Genomic DNA, 19,977 nt, shown 5'->3' on the forward strand with positions numbered 1-19,977 from the left:
ATAGTGGGACGCTCGTCGGCGGACGGTCCGGCGTTGCTTAGGCGGATGCCGTGTATCCAGCGTCCTCGACGGCCTGGACGAGCGCCATGACATCGGCGTCACCGTCGACGCTCGCCTGCTCGGCCTCGCGGTCGGCCGTCGCATCGGTCACGCCGCTCACGTCTCGCAGCGCTTCTTCGACTGTCTGTTCACAGTGTTCGCAGGTCATTCCTTCGACAGTGATGGTTTGCGTCATACACCAAGTACATATGATGGGGATATTTTTGTCAGTTTCTGCTTCGAATCCAAAGTCCACCTCCCGAATGGATATGGTGTTCGAAGCCAAGCGGCCGGGGAAACAGTATTGTGATGCGAGGTACCTACGGATAGATATGCGTGATTTAGACGAGACAGACCTAGAGATTCTCTCGCTACTGACAGCGGACGCTCGGCGTCCGTTCAGCAGCATCGGTGAGGAGATCGATCTCTCGGGTCCAGCCGTATCGGACCGTGTGAAACGGTTAGAGGAAGCCGACGTCATCAACGGCTTCACCGTCGACCTAAACCGCGCCCAATTACGAGCTGGCGTTCCGGTGTTCGTCCGACTCGAGAACGACGCAGCAGCCATTGAGTCACTGCGAAGCCGACTCCAGGATGCTGATGGGATCGAACACCTCTTCGTCACTGCCGAGGGGAAACTATGGTTCTACGGCCGCGCAGAAGGACAGAACGTCCGACGGTGGATCGAGGGCCTGCTCGAGGACGCGCCATCGACAAACTACTCGGTGACGCTCATCGACGGCCTCGAATGGACGCCCTCGCTCGACGGCACCGAGTTCGCAATTACGTGCGCCGAGTGTGGGAATACGGTCGATAGCGAGGGCGAATCCGTTCGAATCGACGAGGACGTCTATCATTTCTGTTGTTCGTCGTGTCGCAGTCGCTTTGAAGACCAGTATCAGCGTCTCGAAGAGGGAGCATAATCTCTGGAGTTGGAATCCAAACTTCTCCGGGGGGAATAACCGCCCTCTCGAAGCAGTAACTTGCCTAAACCTAGACCCCGTATAATATACCAAGCATGACAAGCCGAACAACCCATCTCGATATCACAGGGATGTCCTGCGCCAACTGTTCGGGGACGATCCAGGACACCCTCGAATCCCTAGACGGGGTGTCGGAGGCGGACGCGAACTTCGCCACCGACGAGGGCTCCGTCGAATACGATCCCGACAAGGTATCGCTCGGAGAGATTTACGACGCGATCGACGACGCGGGCTACGGTGCAGTCTCGGAGACAGTGACGATTGCTATCTCCGATATGACGTGTGCAAATTGTGTGCAGACCAACGAGACTGCCCTCGAGAACACGCCAGGTGTCATCACGGCAGAGGCGAACTTTGCCACCGACGAAGCGCAGGTCACCTACAACCCTGCGGAGGCGTCACTCGATGCGATGTACGATGCCATCGAAGACGCCGGCTATTCGCCAGTTCGCGAAGACCGTGGCGAAGAGGGTTCGGGGCAGGATGCGCGTGATGCCGCCCGGCAGGCCGAGATACGAAAGCAGCTCAGACTCACTTTGTTCGGGGCGGCACTCTCGGCACCGCTGGTCGTCTTCCTCGCCCTGAATTACATTATCGCGCCGGAATTGATGGCCGGGATCGAGGAAGGGTTCCTTGAGGCAACCGGTATCAAATTCGGCTGGGTCGAGTTCCTCCTCGCGACGCCCGTCCAGGCGCTTCTTGGTTGGGAGTTCTACAAGAACTCCTACAAGGCGCTCGTGAAGAACAAGAGCGCCAACATGGACGTGCTGATCGCCATCGGTTCGAGCACGGCGTACTTCTATTCGGTAGCTGTCCTCTTGGGCCTGATCGCCGGTGGTCTGTACTTCGACACGGCCGCGCTCATCCTCGTGTTCATCACGCTGGGCAACTACCTCGAAGCCCGCTCGAAGGGCCAGGCCAGCGAAGCACTCCGGAAACTCCTGGAGATGGAAGCCGAGACGGCCACCGTCGTCGACGAGGACGGCAACGAAGAGGAAGTTCCGCTTGAAGACGTCTCGGTCGGTGACCGGATGAAAGTGCGGCCCGGCGAAAAGATTCCAACCGACAGCGTCGTCGTCGATGGGCAGTCCGCCGTGGACGAATCGATGGTTACCGGCGAATCGGTTCCCGTCGAGAAGGAAGAAGGAAACGAGGTCGTCGGCTCGACCATCAACGAGAACGGCGTCCTCATCGTCGAGGCGACGAAGATCGGTGAGGACACCGCTCTCAAGCAGATTGTGCAGACGGTCAAGGAGGCCCAGTCCCGCCAGCCCGAAATCCAGAACCTCGCCGACCGTATTTCCGCGTACTTCGTGCCGGCAGTCATTGCAAACGCGCTCTTCTGGGGTATCGTCTGGTTCCTGTTCCCCGAAGTTCTCGCCGGCTTCGTCGACTGGCTCCCACTGTGGGGCCAGGTCGCTGGCGGGCCAGTCGCCGCTGGGGGGGTATCAGTCTTCGAGTTCGCGGTTATCGTCTTCGCGTCCGCAATCCTCATCGCCTGTCCCTGTGCGCTCGGGCTGGCGACGCCCGCGGCCACGATGGTCGGGACGACGATCGGGGCCCAGAACGGCGTGCTGTTCAAGGGTGGTGACATCCTCGAACGCGCGAAGGACGTCGACACCGTCGTCTTCGACAAGACGGGCACGCTCACTGAAGGCGCGATGGAACTGACCGACGTGGTCGTCTTCGACGGCGGTGGGAACGCGTTCGGAGCGGACGGTGGCAATGCAACTGCTGATGGCGGAGTCGTCACTGAACGCGAGCGACGGGACGAAGACGACATCCTCAAACTCGCAGCGGCGGCCGAGAGCGGCAGCGAACACCCCCTCGCACGCGCCATCGTCGACGGAGCCGAGGAACGCGGGTTGGATGTCCCCGAACCCGAGGACTTCGAGAACGTCCCCGGTCATGGAATTCGCTCGACGGTGGACGGCCAGACGGTTCTCGTCGGCAATCGAAAACTGTTGCGTGACAACGACATCGACCCCTCGCCGGCCGCCGAGACGATGGAACGCCTCGAGAACGAGGGGAAGACGGCGATGCTCGTCGCGGTCGACGGCGAACTCGCGGGCGTGGTCGCCGACGCCGACACGATCAAAGAGAGTGCAACGGACGCCGTAACCCAGCTCCAGGAGCGCGGCGTAGACGTGATGATGATCACTGGCGACAACGAGCGGACTGCCCGCGCGGTCGCCGAACAGGTCGGGATCGATCCCGGGAACGTCCGTGCGGAGGTCCTCCCCGAGGACAAGTCCGACGCCGTCGACGTTATCCAGGACGACGGTCGCAAGGCAATGATGGTCGGCGACGGCGTCAACGACGCTCCCGCGCTCGCTGTCGCACACGTCGGGACAGCAATCGGGTCCGGAACAGACGTGGCGATCGAAGCCGCGGACCTCACGCTGATGCGAGACGACCCCGTCGACGTGGTGAAAGCGATCCGCATCTCGGATGCGACGCTCCAGAAGATCAAGCAGAACCTCGTGTGGGCGCTGGGATACAACACGTCGATGATTCCGCTGGCGTCGCTGGGCCTGCTGCAGCCGGTGTTGGCCGCCGCGGCGATGGCCTTTTCCAGCGTCTCCGTGCTGACCAACAGCCTGCTGTTCCGCCGGTACACCCCCGATTACGACTACAAGCTCTTCGGTCGTTTCCGCTAAATCTCCTCCCACTCACCCACGCATGTCCGATATATCCCGCCACACAGTCCGGCGATACCTGGTCAAAACTGCCAGCAGCGAACCCACATATCTCCGCGCTCACGAGATCGCCAGTGATCTCGGTGGATCGCCGAAAGCCGTTGCACAGTACCTCAGCCAACTCCAGGACGAACTCGCCGACGTCTCACTCGAGAAGTGGGCTCGTTCGAAGAGTACGACGTGGCGACTGGAGGTGAGCGAATCGTGAGTACCGTGACCCGGCGCATCGAGACTGCGCTTCCGGAAACCGGCTCACGCGAGTGGTGGGCGCTGTACCTTCTCACTCCGCTCGTACTCGTCGGTGTAGCGCTTCTCGCATTCCCGACGCTCATCTACGATCAGTTCATCTGGCAGTACCTCTGGGGACCGGTCGTCGCCGACGCCGCCAGCCAGCCCGTCACCCACGAGGGGATCCGCGCTGTCCAGGGCTATAACGCGGTGAATACGGTGACGTACCTCGCGGCAGTCGCCTATAGCCTCCCCGGACTCAGAGCGTATCTCGACGCGCTGGACGTATCCTTCAACGCCAGACTGGCCTATGGGCTCGCGCCGATGATCGTCGCTGGCGGGGCGATGCGCGCTCTCGAAGACATCGGACTACTCGGCGACTACGCGGTGTGGTTCATCACGCCGTCGATCTACGTCGTCGTCACCGGTGTCACCGTCCTCGCGCTCGGCGTCGGCGCACTCGCGCGTGATCGCGATCTCGGTTCTACTCCGTCGACGGTCGGGTTCGTCGGGGCGATCTGGGCTGTCGGTGCCATCGGGTGGGCGCTCCGGCATGGTTTCTCGACCGGGGCGACATTCCGCCTGTGGGCCCCCATCGCGACGACGGGAATCGCTCTGGGCGTGACCGCGCTCTACTACTGGGGAACGAACTTCGTCGATGTCGCACACCTCCGACACCCGCTGATCCTGCTGGCCGTCTTCGGGCAGCTGTGGGACGCAGCACAGAATCTCATCGGTGTGACGTTCCTCGGCTTCTCCCCGAAGCTGGTCGTAACGAACTTCGTGTACCAAGCCACCGGCTTCTCCGGATCGACATTCGTCCTCAAATTCCTCGTGACTCTTGGCATCGTGTGGTACCTCGCGGACGCAAAAGAGGAGATGAATCACGCGTGGTGGTGGCTTATGACGTTCTTCATCGGTGCGATCGGACTGCCGATGGGCGTCCGTGGGTCACTTCGGATGATGCTCGGAGCCTGATAATGGATACAATGAACACGACCGACACGACACGGCAATACGGTGCGGTAATCGGACTCGTCTCCGGTCTGTACTCGTTGCTCTCCGCGACCGCCAGCAGCGGGATGATGAATTCGAACAGCGGGCTGCTCATGGCGCTCCTCGGCGTCATCGTGGTCATCTACGGTGTCGTTCTGATGACGCCCTACGCGGATCGGCTCGGGCACGCGAGCGGGCCGCTGATGATCGGGTACTCGCTCGTGATGTTGCTCAACCAAGCCCTCGTCGGCGTCACCGGGAGTATGAACTGGGAATAGACGGTGGAATGGGATCCGGCATGAACAGCGGGATAAGCGGCGGTATGGGTTCATCGATGACCGCTGGGATGAGCTGGGACCTCGGGATGGTCGCCCTCGCGGTCCTGATGCGGCTCAGTGGGCTCATCATGACGAACCGTCCCGAAAGCGGATCAGGAATGTAAGCCGAGAGCTCACTGGCAACTATCGTTTCTCGGGACGCCCTTTTATTGTACCTCCGCCGCACCCCCGTACTCTCGAGATTGTCGTACTCCGATATGCGTGGATCATTGTTGTGATAGACCTCGCAGGGATCGCGTTCGGGATCTGGTACTATCGCTTCCAGTTCGCTCAAACTCAGCTGGTGATGTAACCGTTCGTTCTCGATAGTTCCATTACGACGTTGTTCGTTCACTGCCGCTCCAATCTCGAGTTCTTAAGTAGCGCTGGTGGAGTTTGATGCGTACGTCGTTAGTGATGAATTGCCAGTCGGTGGTTGGTTCGTCATCGTTTCTGGTGGTTCCCACGCAGCATCCTCCGAACGGAAGGATGCTACGTCAGGGATACGCCGATCGAGACACTTGGTGGTATGATGCACTTTCAAACACGTCTGAATGATCCGTAGAAAATCTCGGAGAGAATATCATCATCAATTTAGGGAAGATGTGGGACTAGCTACAAGGAGGCTCGTGAATAACTCAACGGAGCACGTTGATGACGAAACGGTCTACAAGTCTATGCAGGAGTCCTCTGGCAAGGTTGAGCGTTCGAACGAACGTGGCTCGTGCCACCCATCGGAAGAAACTACTCTTTGAATCCGTTGAACAACTACTGATTCCGGTATTCGTCATCTCGGAACGAGTGCGCCACGAACAAATGGCGCCACCGGGGGTACGCCGATCGATAACTCTTCAAGCTCAATGACGTCGAACCGATCGTCGTTTTTGAATGTAGTCGCCGTATCTCGATCGAGATTGCAGCCAGCTGCACCGAGCCGCCATACCGGGTTCACCGCGGTCTGCACGTGAGCCAGCCATCCGTCCGCCTGAACGTGTTCGAGAAATCGAAACTCGCCATTCGATTTGAGAACGCGAGCGACCTCGGAAAGTGCTGCATCGACGTCTGGGATCGTACAGAACACGAGTGACGCAATGATTACGTCCACCGAATCGTCGGCGTACGGGAGTGACTGTGCCCCCTCGGGTTGAATCGCAATATCGAGGTTAAGTTCGTCCGCTTTCTGAACCGCTCGTCGGCGCATATGTGGATCTGGTTCAATCGCGTGCAGGGTGAGTGATAATTCCTGGTCCGTTGCTCTCTTGAAATATGGAAACATCGCACCGGTCCCCGCACCCAGATCAAGGACGGTCCCTTTCATGTCCTCGACGAGTGATTCCCGGATTTCACGAAGCAGCGAATCCTCGGCATGTTCCATCACGGGATCGTATATCGCCGCGAACACAGGGTGAGATGGCGTTTTATCTTCTGACATAGTGTATAATTGTAATTTGTGTATCACCAGCGCATTCGGGCGGTCACAATCCCATCGTTCGAAGCGTATCGAGTCGGCGTTCGAACTCCTCTTCGTCTATTTCACCGCGGGCGTATCGCTCGCGGAGAATTGCAAGGGCCTCATCGGTTTTTGACGTATCTTCGTGGTCGCCCTCGGTTCGGTGGTCGGATTCGGTCGAGGTTTCGTGTGATCCACAGCCCCCCGTATCGTGATGGTGTCCGTGTCCCGTCATCCCACCGCCGAATAGGCGACCCAGGCCTCGTCCGCCGTGCATGCTTTGGGGGCGGAGTCGATCGGTAATATCGACTGGGTCGTCGGCCGATGTCGTGGTTTTGGTGGCGAGCGATCGTGCGAGTGTGTCGAGTATATCTGATCTCATTGGTGTCGGGTGGGTTAGTCGTGGAGGGTGTCGTCTAGTTAGTATCGGTCAGTTCGCATGGTCACAGACCCTGGTCATCGTTCTGGAGTGTGCCCAATCGTGTTTCGTACTCTTCGTCTGTAAGTTCGCCCCGAGCGTAGCGTTCCCGGAGTGTGTCCATCGCGTCGGGACTGGATGTCGACCCGGTTCTACTCTCGGAGTCGTACACGAGATAGACGACGAGGGCGACGAGGATGATCGGCGTGAGAAACATTCCCCCGCCGAGCATCCCGAATCCGCCTGCCGCCATCCCCCCACCTCCGAGGAGGAGCGGGAACAGGACGATCGCTCCGAGAACGGCCAGAGCAAGCGTCCACGTTTCAAATCGGTTTCGCTCGGCCATTATTGATCGGTCTCCGTCGCGAGCTGTTCGCTCACCTCGTCGAGAACCCGTTCGAACCGTTCGGAAACTTCGGTGGCGACGCTGTCTAGGGCAGGATTCTCTGTGATACCGACGAGCACTCGAGGATCGACCGCACTCACGACCACTTCGCCCTCGTCAGTTTCATAGACGACGACGTTACAGGGAAGAAGCGCACCGAGGTTGGGTTCTGTCTCAAGTCCCTCGTGTGCGAGTGGAGGGTTACACGCGCCGAGGATCCGGTATCGATCGGTCTCAATGTCCAACTTCTTCTGAAGCGTCTCTTGAACGTCAATATCCGTTAGGATACCAAACCCCTCGGCTTCGAGTTCGGTCGTGATGGTGTCGATGGTTTCGTCGAACGATGCATCAGTCGTCGTCGATAGCGTGTACGTCATTGGAGTTATTCCTCAAGTTGTCGTTCCAGCGTTGCGATTCGCTCCTCAGCGTCTTCAGCCGATAAGCCTGCCCCGCCCCACGATGGGGGCAGAGTGAACGCTTCGAATCGTCGTTTTTCTGCATCGGTTCTTCCTTCGATTGTAGTTGAGTCGTTCATGTGATGGTCCTCTGTTTTGAGTGATTCGTTCATTGGACGGAGAGAATACCGGGCGCGTCCATGTGCTGGTGACCGTATCCGCAGTAGGAACCGCAGTCGATCGAGAAGACTCCGGTCTGATCCGCGGTCAGGGCCTTAACGATGGGTTCAGTCGCTTCTTGGGAAAGATACAGGCCTCGATTTCCCATCATTCCGCCGTCCCCTCCATATTCACCGACATTGCGGCCGAAGCCGGTACTACCGAGGAAAGACGGAGCGAGAAAAGCTAGTCCCCCCAAAATGACAGTTCCGATACCCAGTCCTCGGCCAATATTATCCATGCAATCGTCCCCCAGAGGGTACTCTTGGACTCCCCCATGGACCGTTAGGAGCGACAGTTGCCTCGTTCAATTCGGTGATCGGTTCATACGATGGCAGTCGATATTCAGCAATCATTTTCATGAGTTTGTGAGAGTCACTCGCTGCTTTGATGTACGTTCTACTTCTTTATTGCACTGTCTGTTCAATATCAAAGGACTCCGCATTGGCCGAAATTGAATTCGAAATCCACTCGCTCGATATTTTAGGGCCCGTAAGAGTGGTTATTGAACGGAACGTGTCCCAGATTGGCGTCAGTCTATATTTTATGTCTTGTACCACATATACACAAAATAGGGGCGTGGGGTTATGGCACTGGGTCTAAATCCACTGTGGAGAACGTTCAAGACAGTGTATAACGCTATCTAATCGTTTTTCAAAGAGGATACCGTTCATATCTCGTGAATTCAATGGGGTATTGTCTACACAGTTTCGCTCAAGAAGAGATTGGGGAGTTCCTAGAAGTCCAACCACCAAATCTGGTTTCGATAGATGTCGATCTCCTCCACAATTGGGTGAGGTCAATAACGGGAGCCAGCAACTGCAGCGTGAACCCCAAAGCGCACATATAACAATACTGCCCGGGCCATTTAGCGCTTCAGGCCCCCGGTACCATCAGCATCGTACGCCATCGGTTCCGGAGAGAATCGTCTTGTTTTTTTTTTCGGTCGCCTCCTTTAGGTGCTACCCATTCGGAATCCAAACCAACCCGATCGGGAGCGAAACTCGCACGAATCGATGCTCAAGTTCGGAATAGCGAGTAGAACCACGCTTCGGTATCCGGGTGGAGACCACCCTGAACGGCGTGGACCGCTGCAGCGATCGACACTGCAAAGACGGTGTGGATTAGCTGTGTCGGGTCCCAGCCAACTAATACTGCACTCGTCCCGATTACTGCAGCACAGAGCGCCCCGAAGCCGATTCTGAAAAAGAACGGACGTTGAATCACCAATACGTCGTCTCGATAGAGGAGCGCGTAGCAATAGCGTGCAAGCCCGCCAGCGACGAATATCGAGAGGAGCGAAAGCAGTAGTACGGTCATCGCGGCTTTCCCCCCGAGTATCCAAGTCGCGGATGAATGTACCCAAGTCCGCCGATTACTGCTGCTACACCGAGGATAGCCCCTGTTTCAATCGTGGCAAGCAGGCCATGTGAGAGCGGCGTGAACATCCCGACGTGAACGAGACCGAACAGGAGGCCAACGAGCGGGACACCAACGAGTAGCTGACCATATCTTCCCGTGTACCGTTGCCAGATTGCAGGCGTTTTGATCGCTGTATACGCAGTACTCGCGAGAATAATACCCGTCAGGAGAATCTCGCTGGGGGAAGTGAGCATATGACTTATCACACCAGCCAGCCACAAATCTGTTATCCCTCGCTGAACTCTCACTGGTTTGGATTCCAAATTCTAAACCGCAAATAACAAACCTAATCAAAAGATCAGAGCACGATAAGCACCACAGTAGAAGACACAACCGCATTTGGAATAGGAACCGTAGCATAATTCAAGACAAATGGACAGATCAGATTACGCAATCCTCTCGATCAGCGGGGTAATCACTGTCGCCATCGGCGTCGTGACGACCAACCAACCGCTCGGGACGTTCTTCGCGGAGAGCACATAACAGGCCGCGACAACGACCGTCACGATGGCGTGGATCACTTGGTGGGCGCTCGTCATCGGATTTGTCATCGCGGGCGGTGTGGACGCGTAGGTATCAACCCAGCAGATCTCGGATATTCTCGAAGGTCACGGTCCCCGCGATATCGGTCTCGCTACGTTCTTCGGGTTCGTCTCCTCGTCGTGTTCGTACTCGGCCATCGCCACGGTAGTGACTCGATGGAAACGCTGCTACGCCATGAGAGCGTGAACCAAGACATGGGGCGCAAGAGACCGATATCTGAACCGTGCCATCGAGCACGTGGTAGTGACTGGTCCATGTGCGAAGGGAGCCGAGTCATGGGCGTTACAGCCCGACTGCCGCTCTCGGCGGCAGTCGGGAAAGCCCGAATAGGTGCATCTCTGCTTCACGCACTGGCGTCCCGGGTGAACAAACCATGTACCTCGGAATTGATGTTCACAAACGGTACGCACAGGTGGCAGTAATGGATGAGGCTGGTGAGATCGTCGAAGAGGTTCGCGTCGAGAACGCGAACCTCGACGATCTCGCCCAGCGATATGCTGGTGCCGAAGCTGCACTGGAAGCGACCAGCAATTACTACCACATCCACGATACGCTGTCGGAACATTTGGATGTGACTGTTGCCCACCCGAAAGAGCTGACTCAGATCGCGAATTCGGACAAGAAAACTGATCGCGTCGACGCAAAAGAACTCGCGCGGATGGTACGGCTGAACTCCATGCCAGAAAGCTACGTTCCGACCGACGAGATCAGGGAAGCCCGCGCACTCGTGCGCGGGCGACAGACGTTGGTTGAGGATCGAACCAAGTACGCCAACAAAGTCCACGGGTTGCTTTCCGATCACGGTATCACGGAGGATGTGAAGCCGTTGAGCGTGGAGGGACGAGAGTTCCTGCGGGAACTCTCGTTCCCGACGCCATGGAATTCGTTGTTAGAGTCGTATCTTGCGGTGATAGAGACGCTCACCGAAGAGATTCACAATCTCGACGAGACAATCGAAGAACGCGCTGGGTCTCTGAAGGAGACCCAGCTGCTGATGACAATTCCTGGCGTGAGTTACTATACGGCACTGACGATATACGCGGAGTTGGGCGAAATCAGCCGATTTGACGGTGACAAAGAAGTCGTCAGCTACGTCGGGTTGAATCCGGTGATCCGCGAGTCAGGCGACTCGCGGATCGAAGGGAGCATCTCGAAGCGTGGATCGGGGAGGGTCCGATGGCTGCTCGTCCAAGCTTCCCATACAGCAGTTCACACCTGTAACGACGAGTATCTGAGTCGCTTCTACGAGCGGCTAGCGAGTCGGAAGAACTCACAGAAAGCAATCGTGGCGACAGCGCGAAAGATGTTGGTGTCGATCTATCACATGCTCAACCAAGGTGAAGTGTATGACCCACCTGGTGTAAGCGCGTAGACGAGGAATCTGAGGGCCGCCGAGCGGGCGGCCCTCAGTGGCCGGCCGAGGCCATCGGTGAGCGGCAGCTATCGTCAGACAGCGACCGCACCGCGTGACGATTGGGACCGCCTGCCGGCTGTGTCAGCAGCAGATCGCGAGACGGCGTAACTATTTTATCGAAAACGGTGGTTTGTGTAGGTAGCAGCGTTTCCATAGGTGTTCAGATAAGGACTCAAACGGAGAGAGACTGCTCTGGAAGCCCTCACCAGTTTCGGTCCCGCGACTCGCTGCGCGCTTCGGGCGCTTCGCGCCCTGCAGTGCTTACGTCGTCGAGGTTCCCGAAACTGGCTCGCTCTTTCAATCCACCAGGATTCGGCTGCTTAGCCGGCAGATGATGGCTCCTTGACCGGCGCTTATCTGAACACCGCCATCGCCACCGCGAAAAACCTTTACAAGAAAGGAGCGTTAGCTGCTGTGGCACTCGCTGCGTTCCAGTTCGCCTTGACGAACCTCGTCATCGAGATTGGCATCGTCATCTGGCTGCTGTTCGGTTGGGAGTTCTTGCTCGCCGACGTGATCGGTGGCCTGATCCTCTTCGCCATGATGTTGGTGGGCTTCGTCTACGCCGTTCCCGACAAGATCTCGACGAAGCACGCGAGAACGTCACCGACGACGAGGGAACCACCGTACAGGATCTCGTCTGTGGGATGGACGTCGATCCCGAAGAGACCGACTACTCCATCGAGTACGAGGGGCAGACCTACTACTTCTGTTCGCAGTCCTGCAAGGATTCCTTCGATCCAGTGGAAGCCAACATCTCGATTCGGGAGAAGGCGACATCCTGGTCCGGGTGGATGGGACTTGCGGACAAACAGTGGAGGGATGGGCGATGCTCTGGGATGAGATCGCGATTGGGTTTATTTTCGCTGGCCTCATCGCTGGGTTCATCCCCGAATAGGTGTGGACAAGTGTCTTCTCCGGCGCCGTGTTCGGCTTACCGGTGTGCGTTCTCTGGACGGCCGCACTCGGCGCAATGCTCGGGGTGGTTACGTTCGTCTGTTCGGTTGGAAACGTTCCCTTCGGGACGGTCCTCTGGACCCGTGGACTGCCCTTCGGATCAGTGCTCTCATACATCCTCGCGGATCTCATCGTCCCACCCATCATGAAGCCTACGACGAGTACTACGGTACGACCTTCACAGCAGTGATGAGCCTGATGATCTTCATCAGCGCCGTCGTCGCGGAGTTCGTGGTCCCTTCCTCTTCCTGGGTCTCGGACTCATCACCTCGCGGGCCTCCGCGCAGATCGTCGAGGTATCCATCGAGCTCAATTACAAGCTCGTGTTGAACGTCCTCGTGACCGCGTTCTTCGTATTCCTCTACTGGCTCCATAGCCAGGATTCGGTCGCAGATGAGAAACATGCGACGATGACCGACTGACCAATCGATACCGACGCAACGTATCCCACGATGACGGATGTTGTTCCACTGATGATTGGTCGGGGCGAAGTGATGCCGCCATACTCCCAGACAAAAGCGAACTGATGTCAATCCTAAGCGGGTGAAAGTGGAGTTGTTGACAACGTCTTTATATAGGAAATCCCTTTTGATCTGAAGATCCGGAACCAACGGTAACGGGCGTTAAGAGGGCTGATACTGACGGATAGATGGTTCTCATTGTTGCGTTCCCTCCATTGCATCATTCGACTATACTGATCGCCCGATGTCATAGCCGTATTGTCGAAAGTGCATGTCCTTAGAGTCTTGTCTTTTCTAATAGGAATTCGAATGAATGGGGAGCACGTATATCGTGATAGTGCCCGAGTACTCTACTGGTAGCCGAAAACGGCCAAAGAAGCCGTTATTGACATTGCGACGCTTTCTACAGAGAGAAGGTACTTACGGTGCTGCTGGTCGCATACTGAAGCGAGCGTCTCGGCACATCATGATAGAATAATGAGGCGTCGAACGTTTCTACAAACAGCTGGAGGGATTGCAGCAGCGGGTACTCTGGCACAGTCGGCAGCAGCACAGGAAGCCAAAACGGTACAAATCACTATGGAGGGTGGTGACTTCTTCGTGGATCCGATCGGTCTATTCGTCGAACCGGGGGAGACCGTGACATTTGAAATCGGCGCGGGAGCCCCACATTCCTCGACGGCCTACGAAGACCGCATCCCAAGCGGTGCAGAGCCTTGGGACAGCGGGTTATTGCAAGAAGGAGAGACGTTCGAACATACGTTCGAGGTTGAGGGGACATATGATTACAACTGCACCGCTCACGTATCATTGGGACAGGTCGGGCGAATCGTCGTCGGAAGTCCCGGTGGACCGGCAACAGAGAGCTCTATCCCGACCAACCCTCCGAGCGGACAGTTGCCAGATAGCCAAACGATCGTCGATCAAGGGTCGATTGCGTACCCGTTTACTGGCACTGCGAGTGGTGGCAGTGGCGAGAGTGGTGGTGGACAACCAGCACCACAGGTGCCGGACAGTGCAAAAACCCTAGGTATCTTAGCGTTCGCCGCGATGGTGAGCACGCTCGGGTTGACTTACGTCTTCATGAAGTACGGTGGTGATTATGGTGTCGAGTAGAACAGTAGCAGGCTTCTGCGAGACTCCTTCACGATCAGCGGTTATGAGCGGGAGTAGTAAGACTATCGTGGCCCTTTGAAAACCATGCCTGAGTCAAAGGAGCCCCTCGAAATCCAGAACGTGGTCGCCTCAACCGAATTGGGTCAGGAACTGAATCTAGAGCCGTTAGCCGACGACCTTCCCACTACAGAGTATCAGCCGGAATCCTTCCCAGGACTTGTCTTTCGCACCCAATCTCCCAAAGCTGCCACACTTATTTTCCGCTCTGGGAAAGCGGTCTGTACTGGCGCAAAAAGTGTTCAAGACGTTAATAACGCGTTAGAATTCGTGTTCAACGAACTACAAACACTCGGGATCGCTATCGATTGTGACCGTGAAATACAGATCCAGAACATTGTTTCGAGTGGGGATTTCAACCATCGACTGAATTTACATGCGGTTGCAATTGGAGTTGGGCTTAAGAATATTGAATATGAGCCGGAGCAGTTTCCTGGTCTCGTGTACCGACTGGAAACACCAGATGTCGTAATATTGCTGTTTGGGAGTGGAAAAGCCGTGGTCACGGGAGCAACCAGTATTGAGCAGGCTGGAACAGCATTCGACATAGTAGAATCGAAGTTACAAGAATTAGACCTATTAGTTAAATAATGATAAACGATGAAATCTACCCAAAACGGTCACGTCAATATAGTCCTCCTAGGGTGATTCATATATGACACAACATCTCGAACTGATCGTGTTCGTGTTCTTCGCGTTAGTCACGCTCGGGAGTGCTCTCGCAATGGTCCTCGTTGAGGATATGTGGCACTCTGCGTTACTAATGGGTGTAACACTTCTAAGTATTGCAGTACATTACGTGATGTTACAGGCTGAGTTTGTCGCTGCGATGCAGGTTCTTGTATATGTCGGCGGTGTACTTATTCTGATCAGCTTCGCTGTGATGCTCACACGGAAGCAATCAACATCTGAATCTCCCTCTCGGGGTGCTAGCAACGATGACTAAGTTGTCCTCTTCCCAAAGTGAAGCAGATTCATTCGGACAGAGACGATTCTATGTGGGGATGGTCCAGAATCAGCAGTTGGCCTCCCGTTGGTGGAAGGCAGTCCGGGACATATTGAGAGTGATGTACTAATGATTGCAGTTCAATACTACCTACTACTGTCGGCAGGACTGTTCAGTATCGGGTTGTTCGGGATTTTGACCCGGCGAAACGCGTTAATGTTCTTGATGTCTGTTGAACTAATGCTCAACGCGGCAAACATAAATTTCGTTGCCTTCTCATATCAATGGGGGAATCTCACGGGGCAAACGTTCAGCCTCTTCGTCATGGCCCTCGCTGCTGCAGAGGTCGCTGTCGGACTTGGAATTATTCTTGTCTTGTACCGGAATTTCAAGGATCTCGATGTCACAAAGGCGGCAACTATGCGCTGGTAATATTCAAAAAATATGATTCAAAACATACCAAACTGGGACGGGACGATTGCTCATTCTGGAGGATGGGCAATCGCGGTTATCGTCATCGTACTCGTCTCGTGGGTATTCTATCGCTACTTTGCACCCCAAACGTGGCGAGAATGGGCTGGTGCTGGTGTTGTACAGGCCTTCGTAATCGCGTTGTACGCCGAAATGTTTGGCTTCCCGTTGACGATTTATCTATTGGTTCGATACTTTGGGCTCGACCGTGAGTACGTGAGCGCGAATCTCTGGTCAACACTGGTTGGCGTAGGCGAGACCGGTATGATCATCTCAATGGCACTGGGATATGGTCTTGCATTCGTTGGAATTGGCGTCTTCATTCAGGGATGGAGGCAAGTTCATCAGGCGCGGCAAGAAGATCAGCTTGTTACTGAGGGCCTATACAGCGTAGTACGACACCCACAATATACTGGCTTATTCATTGCTCTTTTTGGTGAGGGAATTGTTCACTGGCCAACTATCTTTTCTGTCGGGTTATTCCCCATTATTGTTCTGACGTTTGTGTGGTTAGCACGCAAAGAAGAACGCGAAATGGACACTCAATTTGGTGACCGCTATCGAACATATAAACGGAAAGTTCCGATGTTTGTTCCTCGTAGTGGACAGTGGCGTCGGTTTCTCTATGAATCACGATCAGGACCTGACCAATGAATCAAAGATCCAGAATTGCGATAATAGGTGGAGGGATGGCCGGACTTGCAGCAGCTGCTGGATTCGACGACGCTGGATTCGACGTCGAACTGTATGAGCGTCAGTCCTACGACAGCAAACGCGTTAATTGCGGAGAAGCGATGACAGCGGTATCGAAGATCCCACTCGAGCCGACTGTAGAGAACGGCTTTCTCAATCCGCTGCCAGCGATGGAAGTGGAGGTGTATGACGGAATCGACGCCGATCGCCACCACACTGGAGCCGGTACCTTTCCTGCTGCGGATACATATATAACGGACCGAAATATCGTTGAGCAGTCCTGGGCAGAACAACTCTCAGAGAAGAGTGTTGACATCCACGAAAACCAGTCTATCACACGGACAGATTTCCACGAGTTCGCCGATGAGTATGATCTCGTCGTTGATGCAACCGGTCAGCCATCACTCTCTAGTAAAGCGCTCGGAACAACCAACGAGTATTCAGGATATATGGTGGCGCTTAACAGTGATGTCGAAGGGGACTTCACCGAATTGTACCCGAACAGCCGGATAATTCTGGAGAACTATACTGGGTACTCGTGGGCATTCCCGAAGACATCGCAACGAGCCAACGTTGGTATCGGCTGGACGGTCAGTGATCGGCCTAGTGATTATATGAAGGCATTGAGGGATGCCTGTAAGCGGAATGGGTGGCCAGTCCCGTCGCAGGAACAGACGAACGTCGCAATCATTCCCGAGGGACCAAGCCTCGATCCCGACAGAACGTATCTTCCGGAGCACTCTGTCGTACGGATTGGTGACGCTGCAGGTCTCGCAAACCGACTCACTGGAAAGGGGATTTCACAGGCCGTCGAATCAGGATTTCTGGCCGCAGAGCTGGCTAAAAGCGGCCAATTACACACATACCCCGACAGATTATATCAGACGATGAAAGCAGAGTATATATTCGCCACAGTTGTGAGATATTTTCTTGAAACTCGCAACTCACAGATCCTTGGATCGACAAACAGTGCGGCTTCCGGATTAGATATTGAAGACGTTGATCGGTCGCCGAGAGCGGTGGTACTGCGGCTACTACGACATCCCATTCTCTTCACAAGCATCTTTTCGAGATCTGACGTTCTTCGACGTGTCTACGCAGGGATGACCAACCAGTGGGAACTGATCGACTGATACCCCTTCGAGAGAAATCAATATCCCCCTTCTCAAGCCGAGATTAACAATGTGTACGTGAAAGCTAGCCTCAAAGGACGCGGGTGCGTCTGACAGTTGCATTCACGGTCGTCTGCACCGCTGCTTTCACCGAACGAGAACAGCCGTCTCGAACAGAGAATCGCTGTCGCTAACGATTGGGCTTTCGAATCCAAATTTTAGGGTGGTGAACAAACACATCTTCACAAGAACAAATGACAAAACAATGGCCTGTGATAGTATACGTATGCCAGGCCTCGTCGGTGGTATCCTCGAGTCATTACGCATCGGTGTCGGATTCTTCTGGGTGGCGGCGTGGGCTATCATTATGGGCCTCACGATCACGAGTTTCGTCCAGGTCTACGTCTCCAAGGAGCGAATGGCCCGAGTCCTCGGGGACGGCGACCTGAGCGGACTCATCAAGGCGACTGTCTTCGGGGCAGCGAGTAGTGGCTGTAGCTTCGGTGCGGTCGCCATCGGCAAGGGCCTGTTCAAAAAAGGTGCACACGCCGTGAATTTCATGGCGTTCCAGTTCGCCTCGACGAACCTCATCGTCGAACTTGGATTGATGATTCTAATTCTGCTGGGCTGGGAGTTCCTCCTCGCGGAACTGCTCGGCGGCCTCGTCCTCATCGCTGTCATGGCGATCATCGTTCACCTTACCCTCCCCGAGAACCTCTTCGACGACGTTCGGAAGACACTCAACGAACGCGACCACGAATCGGGCGTCACGGAGGATCCTACCTGTGGCATGGAGGGAAAAGACGAGTACTCCCTCACGACCGACAGCGGTGAAACGGTAAAATTCTGTTCAGAAGGGTGTATGGAGACTTACCATCAGGAAACGGCGAGCCACGGCGAGTGGCGCGACGAGCTATTGTCGTGGGGTGGCTGGTACAAGGTCGGCAATCAGTTCCGCAAGGAGTGGTCAATGATCTGGACGGACGTTATCGCGGGATTTCTCATCTCCGGGTTCGTCATCGTCTTCGTTCCCCAATGGGTGTGGAACACGCTGTTCATCCAGGGTGATGGCCTCCTCCTGACCGCTGAGAACGCGATAATGGGCGTCGCTATTGCCGTCATTAGCTTCGTTGGCAGCATTGGGAATGTCCCGTTCGCGGTCGCGTTGTGGGGTGGCGGCGTCAGCTTCGCCGGTGTCATCGCGTTCATCTACGCCGATCTCATCACGATTCCCGTCCTCAACGTCTACCGGAAGTACTACGGTTGGAAGATCATGCTGTACATCCTCGGGGTTTTCTTCGTGACGATGGCCTTCAGTGGATTCCTCATGGAACTTCTGTTCAATGCCCTTGACATCGTTCCAAACCTGGCCGGTGGAGAAACAGCAACGGAACGGACATACTTCAAAATCGACTATACGTTCTACCTCAACCTTATCGCGTTCGCACTCTCGGGGCTCCTCTTGTACGTCTATCGACGGGGATTAGGTGCACCCGGCCAGTACCGCGACCCCGTCTGTGGGATGCGAGTCGACGACAGCGAGCCGAGTCTCATCCACGATGGCGAGACGTACTACTTCTGCTCGAAGGCCTGCAAGCGAACGTTCGAAGAAGACCCGGCAGAATTTGCCCAACAACACCCGGCGGTCTCAGAGACGGAAACTTTCCAGAGCCACGACCGTCACTGACCGCTGCGCTGTGATGTCAGGTAACGTGTCCAGTCTTTTTCCGTGTCTCGGACAATCACAACTGATACAGCGCTGTTTCGCCTATTCTGAGGTATGAGCAGGTATCACAGTAAATCGAGGTGGGATGGATGAATCGACGGCGAGTTGATACAGGGGTTGGTCTTCTCGTCGCTGCCGTCGTAATCGTCGGCGGGGCACTCAGTTGGGACGCGTACCAGCAACAACAGTCGTTCGAACAGATGGGATCGATGATGAATATGGGTACATCGATGGGGGGTATTCACGGAACGAGTCCGCTCTGGTACGTCCTCGGAACCATCCTCGTTTCAACTGTCGTCGGTGGGGGGTATCTCGTGATACGAGACGACCTCACCAGCACAGACGCGAGCGAGCGCGCACAAAAAGAGGTGACCAGTCCGGATGACCATGAGATGGCTGGATTGCCGGAGGAAACCACCCAAACAGAGGGGGGTATCAATCCAGAGTCTCAGCCACAGGCTCGCGTACTGGACCTCTTGCCGGATGACGAACGTCGAATTCTCGAACCGGTCCTCTCCTCGCCTGGCATCACACAAATCGAACTCCGGGATCGCTCGGACTTCTCGAAGAGTAAGGTGAGCCAAACCGTGAGTGACCTCGAGAAACGCGGCTTACTATCCCGAGAGCGCCAGGGGCGAACGTATCGGATCTATCCGAGTGATGATTTGCAGCAGAATCAAGCAAAGTGAACTACCTAAACCCACTCACCGGCTTTTGTTCGACCGTCGAGGATACGCTTCCCTACTCCCACGGAACCGGTTGCTTCTCTTTCTCGGATTAGTTGCCACACCCTGCCAGTCCAGTCATAGCCACCTTACTTCTCCGGTTAGGATTCGAAATATCAGCAGTTATCATCTAACCCAGCGTTTCACATTTCTAAGTTGATGAATTTTAAAGTAGACATTAGACGCTTTCGTCTCTCAAGCACGT

General features: G+C 55.6%; 24 protein-coding genes and 2 pseudogenes. 17 read left to right on the forward strand and 9 right to left on the reverse strand.

The window, feature by feature from the left end:
- Nucleotides 1–37: 37 nt before the first annotated feature.
- The gene (locus BN2694_RS14650; protein WP_135666907.1) at nt 38–235 is read right to left on the reverse strand and encodes a heavy-metal-associated domain-containing protein; all 198 of its coding nucleotides are present in this window, start codon (nt 233–235) and stop codon (nt 38–40) included.
- A 136-nt stretch (nt 236–371) separates the two neighbouring features.
- On the opposite strand from BN2694_RS14650, the gene BN2694_RS14655 reads away from it, so the two are divergent.
- The 6 genes from BN2694_RS14655 (at nt 372) to BN2694_RS17805 (ending at nt 5,387) form a co-directional block, all read left to right on the forward strand.
- Nucleotides 372–962 (forward strand): AsnC family transcriptional regulator, encoded by a 591-nt coding sequence (locus BN2694_RS14655; RefSeq protein ID WP_135666909.1) that lies wholly within the window; start codon nt 372–374, stop codon nt 960–962.
- Nucleotides 963–1,057: 95 nt separating this feature from the next.
- Nucleotides 1,058–3,682 carry a heavy metal translocating P-type ATPase gene (locus BN2694_RS14660; protein WP_135666911.1) on the forward strand — a complete coding sequence of 875 codons (2,625 nt, stop codon included), beginning with the start codon at nt 1,058–1,060 and terminating at the stop codon, nt 3,680–3,682.
- 22 nt (nt 3,683–3,704) lie between these two features.
- On the forward strand, nt 3,705–3,929 hold the full coding sequence (locus BN2694_RS14665) for a DUF7123 family protein (protein ID WP_135666913.1): 225 nt from the start codon (nt 3,705–3,707) through the stop codon (nt 3,927–3,929).
- The gene (locus BN2694_RS14670) at nt 3,926–4,927 is read left to right on the forward strand and encodes a DUF63 family protein (protein WP_135666915.1); all 1,002 of its coding nucleotides are present in this window, start codon (nt 3,926–3,928) and stop codon (nt 4,925–4,927) included. The genes BN2694_RS14665 and BN2694_RS14670 overlap by 4 nt, the downstream gene beginning before the upstream one ends.
- 2 nt (nt 4,928–4,929) lie before the next feature.
- Complete coding sequence (locus tag BN2694_RS17800) at nt 4,930–5,223, forward strand: hypothetical protein (RefSeq protein ID WP_244605473.1); 294 nt, start codon at nt 4,930–4,932, stop codon at nt 5,221–5,223.
- Nucleotides 5,224–5,243: 20 nt separating this feature from the next.
- Complete coding sequence (locus BN2694_RS17805; protein ID WP_244605474.1) at nt 5,244–5,387, forward strand: hypothetical protein; 144 nt, start codon at nt 5,244–5,246, stop codon at nt 5,385–5,387.
- Between the two features lie 662 nt (nt 5,388–6,049).
- Here the strand turns inward: BN2694_RS17805 and BN2694_RS14680 are convergent.
- The 8 genes from BN2694_RS14680 to BN2694_RS17250 form a co-directional block, all read right to left on the reverse strand.
- A complete protein-coding gene (locus BN2694_RS14680) occupies nt 6,050–6,694 on the reverse strand; it encodes a class I SAM-dependent methyltransferase (protein WP_135666917.1) in 645 nt (214 codons plus the stop codon).
- A 43-nt stretch (nt 6,695–6,737) separates the two neighbouring features.
- Complete coding sequence (locus BN2694_RS14685; RefSeq protein ID WP_135666919.1) at nt 6,738–6,989, reverse strand: SHOCT domain-containing protein; 252 nt, start codon at nt 6,987–6,989, stop codon at nt 6,738–6,740.
- 166 nt (nt 6,990–7,155) lie between these two features.
- On the reverse strand, nt 7,156–7,476 hold the full coding sequence (locus BN2694_RS14690; protein WP_135666921.1) for an SHOCT domain-containing protein: 321 nt from the start codon (nt 7,474–7,476) through the stop codon (nt 7,156–7,158).
- Complete coding sequence (locus tag BN2694_RS14695) at nt 7,476–7,892, reverse strand: DUF302 domain-containing protein (protein ID WP_135666923.1); 417 nt, start codon at nt 7,890–7,892, stop codon at nt 7,476–7,478. Before BN2694_RS14695 ends, BN2694_RS14690 begins: the two co-directional genes overlap by 1 nt.
- Before the next feature lie 187 nt (nt 7,893–8,079).
- A complete protein-coding gene (locus BN2694_RS17245) occupies nt 8,080–8,238 on the reverse strand; it encodes a hypothetical protein (protein ID WP_167880057.1) in 159 nt (52 codons plus the stop codon).
- Between the two features lie 911 nt (nt 8,239–9,149).
- Nucleotides 9,150–9,449 (reverse strand): hypothetical protein, encoded by a 300-nt coding sequence (locus tag BN2694_RS14700; protein ID WP_135666925.1) that lies wholly within the window; start codon nt 9,447–9,449, stop codon nt 9,150–9,152.
- Nucleotides 9,446–9,745, reverse strand: coding sequence for a hypothetical protein (locus tag BN2694_RS14705; RefSeq protein WP_135666926.1), 300 nt, complete (start codon nt 9,743–9,745; stop codon nt 9,446–9,448). The genes BN2694_RS14700 and BN2694_RS14705 overlap by 4 nt, the downstream gene beginning before the upstream one ends.
- A 192-nt stretch (nt 9,746–9,937) precedes the next feature.
- The gene (locus BN2694_RS17250; RefSeq protein ID WP_167880058.1) at nt 9,938–10,102 is read right to left on the reverse strand and encodes a hypothetical protein; all 165 of its coding nucleotides are present in this window, start codon (nt 10,100–10,102) and stop codon (nt 9,938–9,940) included.
- A 365-nt stretch (nt 10,103–10,467) separates the two neighbouring features.
- Here BN2694_RS17250 and BN2694_RS14715 point away from each other — a divergent pair, with 365 nt between their 5' ends.
- The 11 genes and pseudogenes from BN2694_RS14715 to BN2694_RS14760 all read left to right on the forward strand — a co-directional run bounded on the left by BN2694_RS14715 (nt 10,468) and on the right by BN2694_RS14760 (nt 19,736).
- Entirely contained in the window at nt 10,468–11,466 is a 999-nt protein-coding gene (locus tag BN2694_RS14715; RefSeq protein WP_135666928.1) for an IS110 family transposase, read from the forward strand.
- Between the two features lie 405 nt (nt 11,467–11,871).
- A pseudogene (locus tag BN2694_RS18185) lies at nt 11,872–12,887 on the forward strand (permease); the annotation flags it as partial.
- Between the two features lie 618 nt (nt 12,888–13,505).
- A pseudogene (locus BN2694_RS17830) lies at nt 13,506–13,751 on the forward strand (plastocyanin/azurin family copper-binding protein); the annotation flags it as partial.
- Nucleotides 13,752–13,823: 72 nt separating this feature from the next.
- On the forward strand, nt 13,824–14,042 hold the full coding sequence (locus BN2694_RS17835; RefSeq protein ID WP_244605480.1) for a hypothetical protein: 219 nt from the start codon (nt 13,824–13,826) through the stop codon (nt 14,040–14,042).
- A gap of 84 nt (nt 14,043–14,126) precedes the next feature.
- Nucleotides 14,127–14,690 carry a TATA-box-binding protein gene (locus tag BN2694_RS14730; protein WP_135666933.1) on the forward strand — a complete coding sequence of 188 codons (564 nt, stop codon included), beginning with the start codon at nt 14,127–14,129 and terminating at the stop codon, nt 14,688–14,690.
- Between the two features lie 64 nt (nt 14,691–14,754).
- Nucleotides 14,755–15,045, forward strand: a complete 291-nt coding sequence (locus BN2694_RS14735) for an NADH-quinone oxidoreductase subunit J (protein WP_119712961.1) — start codon at nt 14,755–14,757, stop codon at nt 15,043–15,045.
- A gap of 129 nt (nt 15,046–15,174) precedes the next feature.
- On the forward strand, nt 15,175–15,477 hold the full coding sequence (gene nuoK, locus BN2694_RS14740; RefSeq protein WP_135667016.1) for an NADH-quinone oxidoreductase subunit NuoK: 303 nt from the start codon (nt 15,175–15,177) through the stop codon (nt 15,475–15,477).
- A 12-nt stretch (nt 15,478–15,489) separates the two neighbouring features.
- On the forward strand, nt 15,490–16,170 hold the full coding sequence (locus BN2694_RS14745) for a methyltransferase family protein (RefSeq protein ID WP_135666935.1): 681 nt from the start codon (nt 15,490–15,492) through the stop codon (nt 16,168–16,170).
- Complete coding sequence (locus BN2694_RS14750; protein ID WP_135666937.1) at nt 16,167–17,342, forward strand: NAD(P)/FAD-dependent oxidoreductase; 1,176 nt, start codon at nt 16,167–16,169, stop codon at nt 17,340–17,342. The genes BN2694_RS14745 and BN2694_RS14750 overlap by 4 nt, the downstream gene beginning before the upstream one ends.
- A gap of 265 nt (nt 17,343–17,607) precedes the next feature.
- Complete coding sequence (locus tag BN2694_RS14755) at nt 17,608–19,008, forward strand: permease (RefSeq protein ID WP_135666939.1); 1,401 nt, start codon at nt 17,608–17,610, stop codon at nt 19,006–19,008.
- A gap of 128 nt (nt 19,009–19,136) precedes the next feature.
- On the forward strand, nt 19,137–19,736 hold the full coding sequence (locus tag BN2694_RS14760; protein WP_135666942.1) for a helix-turn-helix transcriptional regulator: 600 nt from the start codon (nt 19,137–19,139) through the stop codon (nt 19,734–19,736).
- Nucleotides 19,737–19,977: the final 241 nt, after the last annotated feature.

This window comes from Halorhabdus rudnickae (assembly GCF_900880625.1).
Taxonomy (GTDB): domain Archaea; phylum Halobacteriota; class Halobacteria; order Halobacteriales; family Haloarculaceae; genus Halorhabdus; species Halorhabdus rudnickae.